The 15,692-nt window shown below is 52.9% G+C and carries 13 protein-coding genes; 9 read left to right on the forward strand and 4 right to left on the reverse strand.

Annotated features, from left to right (window positions below; translation table 11 throughout):
- The first annotated feature begins 352 nt into the window (after positions 1–352).
- Entirely contained in the window at positions 353–1,813 is a 1,461-nt protein-coding gene (locus tag TH468_RS20710; RefSeq protein ID WP_085646334.1) for an NAD-dependent succinate-semialdehyde dehydrogenase, read from the forward strand.
- Positions 1,814–1,890: 77 nt separating this feature from the next.
- Here TH468_RS20710 and TH468_RS20715 read toward each other — a convergent pair whose 3' ends face one another.
- Both TH468_RS20715 and TH468_RS20720 read right to left on the reverse strand, forming a co-directional pair.
- A complete protein-coding gene (locus TH468_RS20715) occupies positions 1,891–2,403 on the reverse strand; it encodes a hypothetical protein (RefSeq protein WP_085646335.1) in 513 nt (170 codons plus the stop codon).
- Between the two features lie 88 nt (positions 2,404–2,491).
- Positions 2,492–3,586 carry a UDP-N-acetyl glucosamine 2-epimerase gene (locus TH468_RS20720; RefSeq protein ID WP_085646336.1) on the reverse strand — a complete coding sequence of 365 codons (1,095 nt, stop codon included), beginning with the start codon at positions 3,584–3,586 and terminating at the stop codon, positions 2,492–2,494.
- A 271-nt stretch (positions 3,587–3,857) separates the two neighbouring features.
- Between TH468_RS20720 and glpK the strand changes: the two genes are divergently transcribed.
- Entirely contained in the window at positions 3,858–5,351 is a 1,494-nt protein-coding gene (gene glpK / locus TH468_RS20725) for a glycerol kinase GlpK (protein ID WP_085646337.1), read from the forward strand.
- Between the two features lie 190 nt (positions 5,352–5,541).
- Complete coding sequence (locus TH468_RS20730) at positions 5,542–6,483, forward strand: AEC family transporter (protein ID WP_071240561.1); 942 nt, start codon at positions 5,542–5,544, stop codon at positions 6,481–6,483.
- On the opposite strand, the gene TH468_RS20735 is transcribed toward TH468_RS20730, so the two are convergent.
- A complete protein-coding gene (locus TH468_RS20735) occupies positions 6,465–8,576 on the reverse strand; it encodes a bi-domain-containing oxidoreductase (protein ID WP_139834777.1) in 2,112 nt (703 codons plus the stop codon). The genes TH468_RS20730 and TH468_RS20735 overlap by 19 nt on opposite strands.
- A gap of 138 nt (positions 8,577–8,714) precedes the next feature.
- Here TH468_RS20735 and TH468_RS20740 point away from each other — a divergent pair, with 138 nt between their 5' ends.
- From TH468_RS20740 to TH468_RS20760, 5 genes are all read left to right on the forward strand, one after another.
- On the forward strand, positions 8,715–9,881 hold the full coding sequence (locus TH468_RS20740; RefSeq protein ID WP_085646339.1) for a glycosyltransferase family 4 protein: 1,167 nt from the start codon (positions 8,715–8,717) through the stop codon (positions 9,879–9,881).
- Between the two features lie 204 nt (positions 9,882–10,085).
- Positions 10,086–10,982, forward strand: a complete 897-nt coding sequence (locus TH468_RS20745) for a dihydrodipicolinate synthase family protein (protein WP_085646340.1) — start codon at positions 10,086–10,088, stop codon at positions 10,980–10,982.
- Between the two features lie 177 nt (positions 10,983–11,159).
- Positions 11,160–12,449 carry an FAD-binding oxidoreductase gene (locus TH468_RS20750; RefSeq protein WP_085646341.1) on the forward strand — a complete coding sequence of 430 codons (1,290 nt, stop codon included), beginning with the start codon at positions 11,160–11,162 and terminating at the stop codon, positions 12,447–12,449.
- An 11-nt stretch (positions 12,450–12,460) separates the two neighbouring features.
- Entirely contained in the window at positions 12,461–13,462 is a 1,002-nt protein-coding gene (locus TH468_RS20755) for a 4-hydroxyproline epimerase (protein WP_085646342.1), read from the forward strand.
- A gap of 171 nt (positions 13,463–13,633) precedes the next feature.
- Positions 13,634–14,320, forward strand: coding sequence for a GntR family transcriptional regulator (locus TH468_RS20760; protein ID WP_085646343.1), 687 nt, complete (start codon positions 13,634–13,636; stop codon positions 14,318–14,320).
- A gap of 84 nt (positions 14,321–14,404) precedes the next feature.
- Here the strand turns inward: TH468_RS20760 and TH468_RS20765 are convergent, their stop codons facing one another.
- Positions 14,405–15,436 (reverse strand): proline racemase family protein, encoded by a 1,032-nt coding sequence (locus TH468_RS20765; protein WP_085646349.1) that lies wholly within the window; start codon positions 15,434–15,436, stop codon positions 14,405–14,407.
- On the opposite strand from TH468_RS20765, the gene TH468_RS21870 reads away from it, so the two are divergent.
- Positions 15,426–15,692: hypothetical protein (locus TH468_RS21870; protein WP_210402277.1), on the forward strand; the 267-nt coding region annotated here is incomplete at its 3' end. The two genes, TH468_RS20765 and TH468_RS21870, sit on opposite strands and share 11 nt — an antisense overlap.

Genomic DNA, 15,692 nt, shown 5'->3' on the forward strand with positions numbered 1-15,692 from the left:
CCGTTCGATGACGGGATGATCCGGTTTGATCTGGAAAGTTGATCAGAATCGTTTGAATCCGAAAAAAAATAAAACAGATCACCTGTTCCCTGATGGCATAAGATTGCAACGTTACCCCGGTGCGATTTGCCCCTGGGTGCGGAAGCTTACGGTTTTGCCAGCCGACTATGCGAAAATGCCAGCCATGGCTGATGGGCAACGCAATCTTGTTGCAAAGCGCGACGGTCGAGGTGTTTGCGATTGCCAAATGGTCTTTTAACTTGCGAAGATGTGGCAACCACCACGGATCGAACTAGATGATGTTCATGACTTTCATGCTTCGATCCCAAAGCAAAACTCCGGAGGCATTCCTATGGTTTCTTTAAAAGACCCGTCCTTGTTCACCCAGCAAGCCTATATTGGCGGTGAATGGGTCGACGCCCCAGACGGCAAAACCGAACAGGTCACCAATCCCGCGAATGGCGAAGTGCTTGGCACTGTGCCTGTTTTGGGCCGCGATGCCGTTGCCCACGCGATTGAAGTCGCCGAAAAGGCGCAAAAGCAGTGGAAGAAACGTACTGCCAAGGAACGCTCGACCATTTTGATGAAATGGTACGACCTGATGATGGAAAATCAGGAAGACCTGGCACGCCTGATGACGGCCGAACAGGGCAAGCCGCTTGCAGAGGCGCGCGGTGAAATAGCCTATGCGTCGTCTTTCCTCCAATGGTTTGCCGAGGAAGGCAAACGCATCTATGGCGATGTTATTCCGACTTTTGCACAGGGGCGCCGGGTTGTTGTTCTGAAAGAGCCGGTTGGCGTTTGTGCGGCAATCACGCCATGGAACTTCCCGACCGCGATGATCACCCGCAAGGCCGCACCGGCATTAGCCGTTGGCTGTGCGATGGTTGTCAAACCAGCGATGGAAACCCCGTATTCTGCCCTTGCGATGGCGATCCTTGCCGAACGTGCCGGTTTGCCCAAGGGGCTTTTGTCGATTGTGACCGGGGACGCCAAAACAATCGGTGCCGAAATGACTGAGAACCCGATTGTACGCAAACTGACCTTTACCGGTTCGACCGCTGTTGGCCGTTTGCTGATGCGTCAGTGCGCCGACACTGTCAAGAAAATCAGTCTTGAGCTTGGTGGTAATGCGCCGTTCATCGTTTGCGAGGATGCAGATGTCGATGCTGCGGTCGAAGGGGCGATTGCCTCGAAATACCGCAATAGCGGCCAGACCTGTGTTTGTGCCAACCGTATCTTTGTTCATGACGCCGTCTATGACGAATTTGCCGAAAAATATGCCGCCAAGGCATCGGCGATGAAAGTTGGCGATGGCACCGAAGAAGGTGTTGTCCTTGGCCCGCTGATCACGGAAAAGGCTGTCGAGAAGGTTGAAAACCAGATTGCCGACGCCGTTTCCAAAGGTGGCCGGGTTCTGACCGGTGGCAAGCGCCACGCAAAAGGCGGCAGTTTCTTCGAACCGACCGTGATTGCCGATGCCAACCGCGACATGCTGGTCTTCCGCGAGGAAACTTTCGGTCCGATGGCACCGCTGATCCGCTTCCACAGTGATGATGAAGTGCTGGAAATGGCCAACGATTCCGAGTTCGGCCTGGCCTCTTACTTCTATTCACGCGACATTAGCCGCATTTGGAAGCTGGCCGAAGGGCTTGAAACCGGTCTGGTCGGCGTCAATGCCGGTGTGATTGCGACCGAAGTTGCCCCGTTTGGCGGCTACAAGCAGTCAGGCATCGGCCGCGAAGGTTCAAAATACGGGGTCGAGGATTACCTTGAAGTCAAATATGTCTGCATGGCAGGCATCGATGATTAAGGCATTTTCGGATTTCCGAAACGAAAAAGGCGCTGTCGAAATGACAGCGCCTTTGGTTTTTACGCGCAATTACAATGTTATGCTGCGTTCTCGTTCTTTTTCTTGTCATCGGATGTGATCGACTGGACCGAGCCATCCGAAAGTTCAGACTGAAGGGCTGTGAAAACGTCGAACATATTCGGGTTGAATGCAATTTCAGCTTGCATGCGATCACGTCGTTCTGACGGTGTTTCATCGTCGTTGTTTTGCTTGTTGGCGAGCGTCGCGCCGTTCAGCTTTTCCTCGATCGCATCAGCAATCGCTTTTTCGATGGCTTGACGTTCGGTTGCGCCCATCTTGGCCAGACTTTCCTCATCAAGGCCCATCGATTGAAGGATCTTGCGGCGCATCTCTTCGATCTTGCGCTCTTCAAGCTCTTTCACATAAGTCGTGAAGCCGTGTTCCTTGATATAGGCGATATCGGCATTTTTTTCCTTGTTCTCTTCGGGCAGCGGTCGACTGTTCGACGCAATGGTTTTTGCCGCCGCATAGGTGCTTTTGACGCTGGACGCGGTGTTGGTGATGCTCATCAGGGTGTCATATGTTGCCATCCCGATCCTCCATGGGAAAATAATGCCGGTAAAATCCTGTCATGGGACTTAAGTTTGCAAATCCCGTGCCGCGATTTATCGGAAAACTTTACCGGTTAAGAGCAACCAGCGTATTAAGCATTCGGCTAGCCGTCTTACCGTCCCAACCGGCAGGCCGGAAAGGAACTGGTGGTGATGTTCTGTTCGTAAGGTTTGTGGTGATTTGGACCAGCTCTGCCGGTTCGCAAAGTTCCAGCGCGGACGCTTCAAGTGCAGTCGAGCGTTCCGTGGTCGGTCGCAAAATGCATCCCGCCTTGCCGAGCCAGGCGCATTCATCAATTATTCCGCCGGAATCCGTTATCACATAGCGTGCGGCAACAAGAGTCGCCAGAAAATCGGGATAGAGCATCGGCGCTACGATCTTGATGTTTCCGGCATCACGGATGCGACGCCAAAGGCCGCTTTGTGCAAGGGCGCCTTGCGCACGCGGATGAAGTGGCCAGATGATTGGGGTTTCATGGGCAAGGTCGATAATTGCATCAATGATCGAAGACAGCCGCACAATATTGTCGATATTTTCCGCACGATGCAGCGTCAATAGAACCGGACCCGTTTGCACCGATGGAGACCAGATCGCCGTTGTTGACCCGCCGAAGCGAAGCATCGCATCAATTACGATATTACCGACATTATGAATGCCTTTAGCATTGATGCCTTCGTTATGGAGGTTGTTGGCTTCGGCTTCATCCGGGGCCCAGTGCATATTGCACAGGCTGTCAATTTCTGTCCGGTTGGCTTCTTCGGCAACGGCATCAAACCCGCCGCGCAATCCAGCTTCCAGATGAATCAGGTAAACTGAATTCCTTTTGGCGGCGCGCGCGACACCCAAAGACCCGTTAACATCGCCAATGACAATCGTCGCCTGTGCCGGTGATTGGGCTAGCATCCGGCAATAGGCATTATTGGCATTCTGAATAAGCGTGTGTCGGTTATTTTCCGGCTGCCCGATTCCAAACCGGATTTCAGGGGCAGGTAAACCAAGCGAATGACGCAGGCTTTCGGAAAGGGTCGGATCCCAATGTTGGCCGGTATCGATCAGGCGCAGGATAAAGGGCAGATCGTCACGCTTTTCCTGCCATGCCAGATAAAGGGCCGCAGCCTTGATCAGATTGGGTCGGGTACCATAGACCAGATCGATGATCATTGCGGCGTTTTTCCTGATGAATGCTCAAACTGAGTTGGCGTGCCGTAAAGTGTTGTCTTCTATATCATTTTGACGAAGCTGTTGCCAAACGGGATAGGGTGGATGACAAAAAATCTGATGAAATTTTCGAAAACGAATTGTTTTTTGGTGTGGTTTTTTCTAAATAGAAACACAAAATCAGTTGAACCAGCCGAATGCTCGGTGACAATCAGGTGCCGCAAAGGGCTGTGAGGGTACGGCAGACCAACTGTCGGCTTGGGAGGAAACAGAAATGACCGATACACGCTACATTCTGGCGATTGATCAGGGAACCACCAGTTCGCGCGCCATCGTTTTCGATGCCAATGGTAGATGTGTGGCCGTCGCGCAGCAGGAGTTCCCGCAGCATTTTCCCAATAGCGGCTGGGTCGAACATGATCCCGAAGACCTTTGGGATACAGTTGTGGCCGTTTGTCGGGAAGCCCTGTCGCGGGTCGATATTGCCAATGTCGCGGCGATTGGCATCACCAACCAGCGTGAAACCACGGTGGTCTGGGATCGTAAAACCGGGAAGGCCGTTTATAATGCCATCGTCTGGCAGGATCGCCGTACCGCCGCACTTTGCCATGATCTGAAACGGCGCGATCCGGAACTTGAAACGGATGTCAATAATCGAAGCGGGCTTTTGATCGATCCGTATTTCTCGGCAACCAAGGCTGCGTGGATACTCGATCATGTTACCGGTGCACGGGCGCTGGCCGAACAGGGTGACCTAGCGTTTGGTACGGTGGACTCATTCCTGCTGTGGCGTTTGACCAGCGGAAAGTCGCACGCGACGGATGCCACCAATGCCGCACGTACCAATCTTTTCAATATTCGCGACAATGTCTGGGATGACAGGTTGTGCGAAATCTTCCGTGTTCCCAAGCGCATGTTGCCGGAAGTCAAGGATTGTGCTGCCGATTTCGGAATGGTGGATGCCGATATCTTTGGGCGTGAAATTCCTGTCCTAGGAATGGCAGGCGACCAGCAGGCGGCCGCATTCGGTCAGTGCTGCTTTGAGCCAGGCGACATCAAAAGCACCTATGGCACCGGTTGTTTTGTGATTCTCAATACCGGGGATGATGCTGTGACATCGCAGCATCGTTTGCTGACCACGGTCGGTTATCGTTTGAATGGCAAAACCAGCTATGCCATCGAAGGGGCAATTTTTGTTGCCGGAGCGGCGGTGCAGTGGCTGCGTGATGGTCTTGGCATCATCAAATCGGCCGCCGAAAGCGAGGGTTTGGCCAAATCGCTTGACGATAATCACGGCGTTTATCTTGTCCCGGCCTTTACCGGACTTGGTGCGCCTTATTGGGATCCGGATGCGCGCGGTGCCATTTTCGGATTGACCCGTGACACGGGGCCACGTGAATTCGTTCGTGCCGCACTTGAAAGCGTTTGTTATCAGACCTTTGATCTGTTCGAAGCGATGGCGGCAGACGGTGTTTCGCCCAAGGCCGTTCGGGTTGACGGTGGTATGGTTGCCAATGACTGGTTGTGTCAGAACCTTTCAGATATTCTCGATATTCCGGTTCAGCGCCCGGTTGTGACGGAAACAACTGCCCTTGGTGCCGCCTATCTTGCAGGGTTGCAGGCGGGGATTTACCGCGACCTCCGTCATATCGCCGAAAACTGGCATATGGATGCTGAATTCAAACCAGAACTTGAAGCTGGTCGCCGGAAACATCTTTTGGGCGGCTGGAAGAGCGCGGTCAAGCGAACCATGACAGAGCAGGGCTGAGTAGTTTCGCTGTTGTCCGGTTGCTTTACAGACTGGTCATCGCATAAATTGCTTTGTAAGATCGGGATGGTACCACGTGGTACCGTCCTTTCTTTTTGCGGATATTCGTCCGTATTTTCATAGAACTGCTGCTATTGGATACAGGGGGGCGACCGTTTGGGGACCGTCACCGGGCGGCCAGGGGGGGGAGATGCTTGATCTGATCGTTGGAAAAGTTGGACCTGTTTTTTTGACGATCCTGTGTGGTTATCTTTTAACCCGTTTCCGCGTCATCAGCCGCGAAGGCATTCCGTTCCTTGCCCGCCTTGCGATGAATGCCTTTATTCCGGCTATGCTGTTTCAAACCCTCTCGCAATCCGACATCAGTGCGCATTTCGATTTGCGTTTGTGGGGTAGCTACTATGCGGGCGCACTTCTGAACTTTTTACTGGTGTTTATGGTTGCGCGGGCGTGGCTTAAGGCGAGAACGGACGAGGCGGCTGTGACCGCCATGGGCGGGGTTTTCTCCAATATTGTGCTGCTCGGTATCCCTCTGGTTCAGGCGGTATACGGTGAAGAAGGTCTGGTACCGCTTCTGATTATCCTGTCGATCCATCCGCTGACCTTGTTGGGGCTTACGGTGATGATCGTGGAAGGTTCGCGTTCCGGCGGCGGGCATTGGTTGCCCAATGTCGTTCGCAGTGTCATTCGGGTTTTGCGCAATCCGATTATCATTGCGATTATCCTTGGTGTACTGGCGTCCCTGATTGATCTTCGATTGCCCGAAATGATTGATGGAACACTCGAACGGTTTCGGACAGCAGGGCCCACAATCGCGTTGCTTCTGGTCGGGGCCGGGCTTTATGGGCAGTCCGTTCGTGGCAATATGTCCGCAAGCATGCTGTGCACTGTTGCGAAAATGTTTGTGCAGCCGGTTCTTGTGTTCCTGATCGCCCATTTTATTTTTGATTTGCAACCGCTGTGGTTGACCATCGTGGTTCTGATTGCGGCTCTTCCTGCGGGGGCGAATGTGGCAATCATTGCTGGTAGCTATAATGTTTGTATTGATCGGTCTTCCACGACCATTCTGATCACGACGCTGATCAGTGTGATCACTTTGCCGCTTATTGTGCTTTATGCCGGGGCATCATGACGGCTGCCTTCGGCCGAGGACAGGATTTGGTCCATCAAGCTTATTTCTGCTGCGATCCCTTGCATTCGCTGGTCGTGGATGCCTGAGCTTACGGCATCGATGAAGCAGTCAATGGCGTTGTCGTGCCCTTTGTCAGGGCTTTTAAAAATGCCTTTTCGCATGACAGTGTTGCCATTGATCACAAGCTTCCGCCAATCTTGGATCGTGGCGGAAAATCCCGGAGCAAGGACCTCAAGAGTTTCCTTTGGCATATTGCGTCGGGCGGCATGCATATAAGAAACTTCGCCTCGTGATCCGTCGGCAAAGTGCATGTACCAAACGCTGTCACCGGCCTTGCGATCAATCCAGTCACATGAAAGGCTGATCATTTCAGCACCTGTCAGATAGCCAATCAGATCAATGAAATGACTGATTTCTCCGATGGTTCTACCACCTTGATCATGATGGTAAAGCCAGTGATCGGAAGGGAGTGGATTGGGACGTACCTGATAGCGGAATTGCTTTTTGCCTTTGACTAAATGCTGTTTCAGGCGGGCTGTCATCGGCGCAAAGCGACGATTATGTCCAACCATGAATACCTGTGTTTGGCTCAATCCTGCGGCCTGTTTGAGTGCGCCGATCTGTTTCGGATGGATGCAAAGCGGCTTCTCCAGCCAGACATGTTTCCCTGCGCCCAAGGCCTTACTGGCGAGGTTAGCATGGCTATCGTGCCGGGTGGCAATAAACACCGTATTGATATCGTGATTTGACAGAATTTCATCCGGATCGGACGCGGTAGTTATATCCGGCACATGCCGGGAGATGGCCAGTGCCGAAAGACCTTTGCCCGAGACGACCGCATTCAATGCGACCTTTTTGCGCAGCTTTAATCGAGGGAGCAAAACGCTGTTCATATAATTTCCCGCGCCTATCAATCCGATCCGGACCGGCATGACATTCGGCTTGCTGATCTTTTTGACTGGGGCTGGTGGTTGCGATTTGCTATCGGTTCTGTGATATTTAATGACCGTCGCCATTATGGTCGGGTCATCACCTCCTGATAGAAACTCAGAAGCTTCATGCAGGTTAATCCGATGGGAGATAAGCGAGGCCGGGTCGAGCTTTCCACTTTCCATCAGGGATAGTGCTGCCGCCATGTTCCGTTTTACCGTCCATCGGACATGGCCGATCGGGTAGTCCTGACCTAGTTGCTCGTAGTTCGTGTCATAACGGCCCGGTCCATAGGACCGCACCTGCCGGATGGTAATTTCCTTGCGATACAGGATATTGCGCGGTGCGTTCACGGCAACGTCTCCAACGCAGACAATGATGCCACGATCACGGCAGAGCTTTGCGGCCGATTCAATTACGGTGCGCGCTTCTTTGTTATTGTTACTGCAAACAAGCACAGCATCGAACTGGTCAACAGGGGCGGTGCTGATATCTGCATAGGTATACTTGGCCCCACTTTCTTCTGCTTTTTTTCTGCGCTCCGAAAACGGTTCAATCACGGTCACAATCGCGCCGGCTGCGATTGTGACTTGAGTGACTATTTGACCGATTAGGCCGCATCCAATCACGGCGACCTTCTGCCCGATCTCAAGTTCTCCTTGGTGGGCGGCATGAAGTCCGATGGCGTAAAGGGTGGCAAAAGCTGCCGTCTCGTCTGATACAGTGTTGGGGACGGGGCAGGCGAGATTGTGTGCTACAATGTTATATTCTGCATGATTGGCATGCTCCATACCCGCGCAGGCAACGCGCTGACCTATATCAAAGTCGGTGACATCCGGGGCCATTGCCTCGACAGTTCCGCAATTGGCGTATCCGGTCGCCATTGGTCTGCCAAGGCGTCCTTTAACGGCATTGAGGGTTGCCTGCGCGCCGTCGCGACGAAACTTTTCAATTGTCAACGCTACCAGATCCGGCCGCTGCCATGCCTTTCTAATAAGGGACGCTTTGGTTTCGCTAGCTTGCTGTCTTTCCGTACCATTGCTAATGACAGATATCTCTGTGCGAACCAGAATAGTACCGGGCAATAGGGTGGGAACGGGGCAGTCGGCCACGGCAAGCCGTCTTTCACCGGGAAACCGTAATAATGCCCGCATATCCGTCATGATATCGTCCTGATGCACGTTATGGATGAAATATCGAACAGGAATTAAATCATATCAGTATGTGCAGGTCGATCCGTCATTGACGGGGCTTTGGTAGGCGTTTAGCAAAGCCGATGTCATAATCACGGAATCCGTCATATGAAAAAAAATGTCTCGGCTAAGCGCAGTCGCAAACTGCTATTCGTCTGCGGAGAGGATTGGTATTTTGTTTCCCATCGGATTGGTTTGGGGCGGGCTGCACTTGTACGTGGCGATGAGGTGATTGTCGCGTGCAATGCGAATGACGCTGCTGTCCAACTGCGGGCCGAGGGTTTCCGTGTTATCGATGTGCCGATTGCGCGCGGTGGACTTAGCCCTTTGAAATCGCTGAAGACGATCAGGGCGCTTGCATGCCTTATCCGTCGAGAGCAACCGGATGTGGTTATCAATGTCGCAATACAATGTGTTGTTTTATCTTGCCTTGCTGGGTTAATGGTTGGCGCGAGGCGCTCGGTAAACATGGTAACCGGGCTCGGTTTCATGTTCGTTTCAAACGGGACCAAAGCGCGTTTGGTGCGTACTGTGGTTTCGATGTTGTTGCGATTTTATACCAGATTCCCATCCATCCACATCATTGTTCAGAATTCGGATGATTTTGATCTGATGCGTGAATTTGGCTTCCGCGAGGCGCGCCTTTCTCTCGTGCGTGGTTCCGGTGTGGATATCAGGCAATTCCATCCGGGGGAGCAGGATGGAATTGATGGTTTACGCAAAACTGTGATCTTCGTGGCTCGAATGTTGTGGTCCAAGGGATTGGCGGAACTGGTTGATGCCGCGCGTATCCTCAAATCCAGAGCCCGAGATTACCGAATACTTTTGGTAGGTGATTCTGATCCGGTAAACCCTGACTCTGCCGATACCGAGAGCCTTGTGAAATGGCAGAATGACGGTTTGATAGAGTGGCTTGGCAAAAGAAACGATGTTGCTGAATTGCTAAGGCAATCTGATCTGGCTGTTCTGCCATCGTGGCGGGAAGGATTGCCGAAGTCTTTGCTTGAGGCCGCTGCGAGCGGTCTGGCGATGGTTGCAACAGATGTTCCAGGCTGTCGTGAAATCGTAAAACAGGAACAGACCGGTTTGCTGGTAGGGCTGGGTGATGCGGAAGCTTTGGCAGACGCGATTGAGAACCTTATGGAGGATGATGCAAAGCGTCAGAAGTTTGGCCAGAATGCGCGTGCCATGGTTGAGCAGGAGCTGTGTGATGCAGTGATCATCCGCGAGACCCTTGATGTTATCTCCGGCAAGCCTGGATTAATGCCGCAATGAAATTGGAAAACTGAGACTATGAAACCAAGATGGGCTCCGCATGGCGGGGCCTTTTATTTTCTAAAATTTCCCATTGCGATCGAATTCTAAAATTTGTATACAATATACATGTATGCAATTGAGGCCTGTAAATATACGGGTTTTGGCGATCAAACGGTCTGACCCGATAGTGGGGCATGCAACCAAATCAGGAGATTACTTTCCATGCAGGTGAACTGGACTGGCGTATTCCCCGCCGTTGCCACCCAGATGAATGAAGATGGTTCAATCGATTTCGATATGACCGCCCATCAGATCGAAGCCCTTATCAAGGCCGGTGTTGACGGCCTCGTCATGCTGGGCTCGGTCGGTGAGAACGCAGCCCTTGAGCCGGAAGAAAAAATCGCGGTTCTCAAGCTTGCTGTCGAAGTTACCAACGGTCGCATACCGGTTCTGTCGGGCGTTGCCGAAAACTCGACCCAGGCTGCCATTCGCTACGTGCAGAAATGCGAAGAACTTGGCGCTGATGGCCTGATGCTTCTGCCGGGCATGATCTATACCGCCGATCCGCGCGAAAATATCGAGCATTTCCGTTCGGTTGCAGCCAAGACCAAGCTTCCGATCATGATCTATAACAACCCCGGTGCCTATCGCATCGATATCAAGCCAGAAGAATTCAACCAGCTTGCCGATGTGAAGAACCTGGTTGCGATCAAGGAAAGCTCCGGCGACCCGCGCCGTATTACCGACATCTATAATGCCTGCGGTGATCGTTTCGTTCTGTTCTGTGGCATGGATGACCTTGTCATGGAAACCCAGGTTCTGGGTGCGGTTGGCTGGATTTCGGGCTTTACCGATGCTTTCCCGCAGGAATCGGTCGCACTTTGGAAGCTGCTGTCTGAGGGAAAATACAAGAAAGCGCTTGAAATCTATCGCTGGTTCACCCCGGTCCTGCATATGGATGTTCATGCCAAGCTTGTTCAATATATCAAACTGGCACAGGAGATGACCGGCGTGGGTAAGGCCCATGTCCGTGCTCCGCGTCTTCCGCTGGTTGGCGAAGAGATGGAACGCATTCGCTCAACCATCCAGAAAGCCATCGACACACGCCCGAAACTTTAATTCGGTTTGCAATCAACGCATTCATCGCATCAGCTTCGTAAGGCGTGATTGCATCTGCGTATGATTTGGTGGCAAGTGGGAACTCTCCTGCGATTTTCGCAGGGGAGTTTGCTGCCATCTGGCACGAGACGAGAGATCAAGATAAAAGCGCACATCAAAGCAGTCAGGGCCCGGAACATGCCAAAACCTTCTTCCGCTTCAAAGTCCCCCTCACAGTCAAATCAGCATGCCGTCGTTGTCGGCTCCGGGATAGTCGGGGTCAATGTCGGTTTGGCTCTTTTGAAGAAGGGCTATGACGTCACCCTTCTGGATCGCGGAGAACCGGGGATGGGAGCATCCTTTGGCAATGCTGGGGGGATTGCCGTCACGGAATGCGCGCCTATTGCCATGCCGGGGGTCTGGACAAATGTGCCAGGCTGGCTGATGGATCCGCTGGGGCCGCTTTCGGTGCGCTGGTCCTATTTGCCCAAAATGATGCCGTGGCTGATCCGTTTTCTGACCGCCAGTTCGAAAAACCGGGTAGAGCAGATTGCAACCGAATTAGCAGCCATCCTCAACCGCGCCTGGGAAGATTACGATCCGGTGATCGCAGGAGCAGGCCTTTCCGGTGCGGTGTTTAAAAAAGAAGGCGCTATGGGTGTTTATCGCAGCGAGAAAACACGCCGGGATGCCGAATACGGAATTGATCTTCGCCGTCGTAACGGCGTCAAAATTCGTGATCTGACCAAGGATGAGGTCATGGATATTGAGCCTGATCTTGCCCCGATCTTCGCCTGCGGCGTGATGGAGGAGGATTGGGGCCGGGTTCTGGATCCGTTCAGGATTGTTAACGGCCTTTACAAGCATTTTCTGGAACGCGGTGGGAAGTTCCAGAATGCCGAAGTTACCGATTTCGTTTATCGCGATGGTAAACCGCGTGCCGCGATGACGGCACAAGGCGATCAGATTACTTTTGACAAGGTTGTTATTGCATGCGGAGCATGGTCAAAAACGCTGGCCACGCGACTTGGTTCATCGGTGCCTCTTGATACCGAACGAGGATATAACACAACGGTCCCTTATAATGGCGTGAAGCTATCGCGCATGATTATTTGTGCCGATGACAGCTTTGTTCTGACGCCGATGGAAATGGGTATTCGTGTGGGCGGGGCGGTTGAGCTTGGCGGTCTGGTTGCTGCCCCCAATTATGATCGCGCCAAGGCCCTGTTTACCAAAGGCAAAGAAGTTCTTCCGAAGCTCAGCGCCGAAGGCGGCACCGAATGGATGGGCTTCCGTCCCTCAATGCCGGATTCCAAGCCGGTGATTTCGGCAAGTCCCAAACATGAAAATGTCTTCTTCGCATTCGGTCACGGCCATCTTGGCCTGACCATGGCGGCCACCACCGGACGGCTTATTGCTGATCTGGTGAGTGAAGCGACTGCCCCCATTAACATGACCCCGTATCGTATTGATCGTTTCCAAGGATAAGGCCGCACCAAATGGCAAAACACAGCTTCTTCTGTATTGATGGACATACCTGCGGCAATCCGGTGCGTGTGGTTGCGGGCGGCGGACCAAAGCTTGAAGGTGCAAACATGCTCGAAAAGCGGGCGCATTTTCTGGCGGAATATGACTGGATCAGGACCGGGTTGATGTTCGAGCCGCGTGGCCATGACATCATGTCGGGCTCGATCCTTTATGAACCGACGCGCGACGATTGTGACGTTGCCATCCTGTTTATCGAAACATCCGGCTGCCTGCCGATGTGTGGTCATGGCACGATCGGAACGGTCACCATGGCGATCGAGGAAGGTCTGGTAAAGCCCAAGACCCTGGGCGTGCTGCGCCTTGAAACACCGGCCGGTCTTGTGATTGCCGAATATAAACAGGTTGGCGATCACGTGGAATCGGTCAAACTGACCAATGTGCCGTCCTTCCTTTATAAAACGGATATCGAAGTCGATTGTCCCGATCTTGGCCCGATCAAGGTTGATGTTGCCTATGGTGGAAATTTCTATGCGATTGTCGAACCGCAGGAAAACTTCCGCGATATGGCCGATTACACGGTGGGTGATTTTCAGCGTATCAGCCCGGAACTTCGCCGCCGTCTGAACGAGGTCGCCGAGTTCGTTCATCCTCTTCACCCCGATATCTCGGGCCTGTCGCATATACAGTGGACCGGCAAGCCGACCCAGCCTGACAGCACCCATCGCAATGCGGTGTTTTATGGCGACAAGGGGATTGATCGATCACCCTGTGGAACCGGCTCATCCGCCCGTCTGGCACAATTGGTCGGCAAGGGGCAATGGGACCCGGCGCATGAGCTGGTCCATGAAAGCATTATCGGGTCGCAGTTCCGTGTCACCGTCGTCGAACAGACAAAAGTCGGAGACTATGACGCGGTGGTGCCGGGGATCGAAGGCTGGGCACGCAAGCATGGCTACAATACGATTTTCATCGATGATCGTGATCCTTACGCGCATGGATTTATCGTGAAATAGGCGTTTGATCGGGTCCGGTTTCTATTGGCAAACCCCTGATACCGTAGCAGCATGATTGCAATTGTATTGCGCCTAAACCAACGCATCGGTATGACTAGAAAAAGGGGGCGGTGACGTTTGGGGATATCAAGCCGGGCCCGATAGAGCACAGGACAGATAAAAAGAGCCAAAATGACCGCATCACCGCGTTTTACCCGCCGCACCATTACCGATCAGGTAACCGAAGATTTGCGCGCCCGCATTCTGTCGGGTGATTTCCCGGCCGGGTTCCAGTTGCGTCAGGATGCGATTGCTACCGAATATAATGTTTCACGCATTCCGGTTCGCGAGGCTTTGCAACGTCTGGATGCCGAAGGTCTGGTGTCGTTCCAGCCCCATAAGGGCGCGATTGTTGCTCATCTCTCGCTTGACGAGATCGAAGAGCTTTTTGAAGTTCGCAAAATGCTGGAATGTGAATTGTTGCGTCATGCGGTGCCGCGACTGACTCCCGAAGACATCAAATCGGTCGAAGATATTCTGGCTGTTTACGACGAATCTTTCCGATCGGGTGATATTTCGAAATGGGGCGAACTTAACCGCGAATTCCACGATCGGCTATATCGTGCGTCGAACCGGCCCAAGACGCTCGAAATCATCCGCATGATTGGCAACAATACTGTCCGCTTTACACAAGCACAGCTTGCACTTTCCGGGGCAACTGATCGGGCAGAACGTGAACATCACCATATTCTTGATGCCTGCAAGGCGCGGGATGTCGACTATGCGGTCGAACTCCTCGAAGCCCATATCGAAAATTCGAAAAACAGCCTGATCGAGTGCCTGCGCGACGCACGTGCCAGCGAAGGCTCTCCGAACTGACGACAAGATCATTGCAATCTACAACAAAGGGACGCAGGCTTTCGCCGCGTCCCTTTGCAGTTTCGGTCGCAAGAAATTTGCGAACTATCGGACAATAAAACCGCGACCGATTTCATCATCAGCATCGTGCCAGAAACTGGCTTCACCGCTGTAATGTGCCTTGCCCGATACTTCGGCAATGATCGCCGGATAAGGCCCGCATCTGGTTGTGTCCAAAACGCGACCCTCAAAATCTGACCCGATGACACTTTCAAATGTTCTCGTTACACCGGTTGGGATCAGCCCTTTGGCATGGTGAATGGCAAGCCGCGCGCTGACGCCCGACCCGGTCGGACTGCGATCAACCTGATTGTCGGCAAAGACACATATATTACGTGTTGGCTCTTTGGCAGGTGCATCTTTGCCATCGGTCAGGATGGCACCATACAGAAATGCCAGATCATCATGATCGGGATGGTTTAGCGTGATACTGGCATTCACCGCGCTGCATACGGACTGCGCAAGATCGATCAGGTCCCGCACCGGTGAAGACCCGACCTCAAGGCCGAATTTCCCGGCATCCAGAACGGCATAGAATGCACCGCCATATCCAATATCTGTTTTGAATGCCCGGCCGTCGGCAAGCGCCAATTCAACATCGGCAGCAAACATGAAGGATGGGACTGATTTGAAACGGACGGCACCACTTTTCCCATTGGTCACCGATACTTCGGCACGTACCAGCCCACAGGGGCATTCAATATTAACCGGCGTTATCGGTTCGACAGGCGCGACCAATCCGTAATCAACGGCATATCGGCCAAGGGCGATGATGGCGTGGCCGCACATGGTCGAATAGCCTTCATTATGGATGAACAGAACCGCCAGATCGGCTTCGGGGAGGCTCGGTTCGACCAGAATGGCGCCATACATATCGTAATGACCGCGCGGCTCGAACATCAGAAACCGCCGCAGATGATCAAGTTTGTCGCGGGTATATCGACGCTTGGCCAGAATATCGTCCCCTGGAATCGTCGGATAACCCGATGTGATGATCCGAAGCGGCTCGCCGCCGGTATGCATATCAATGACTTTGATAGGGGATTTCCGGTTGGGCAGGGGCGGTTTGGAGGTCATCTGGCGACTCATTTTGGTGTTCTGCAAATTTTTAAAGGAAATTCAGGGGCGGATTCCGGCTGAAGTCAGGCGCTTTGTCTGGCAGGACATATCTATCTTAGCGGCCTTGAACATGCGCGCAATAGCGCCGCACCCGGATTTTGGCGTCAGGCTCGGCCTTGCAGGTCATAAAAGTGAAACCTATATGTGGTTTCGCGCAAAAATTTTGCGTCTCGCACTTTCTGTCATTTTTTCTCGAAAAAGGTGTTTACAGGTC

Origin of the sequence: Thalassospira sp. MCCC 1A03138 (genome assembly GCF_002115785.1) — a bacterium.
Taxonomy (GTDB): Bacteria; Pseudomonadota; Alphaproteobacteria; order Rhodospirillales; family Thalassospiraceae; genus Thalassospira.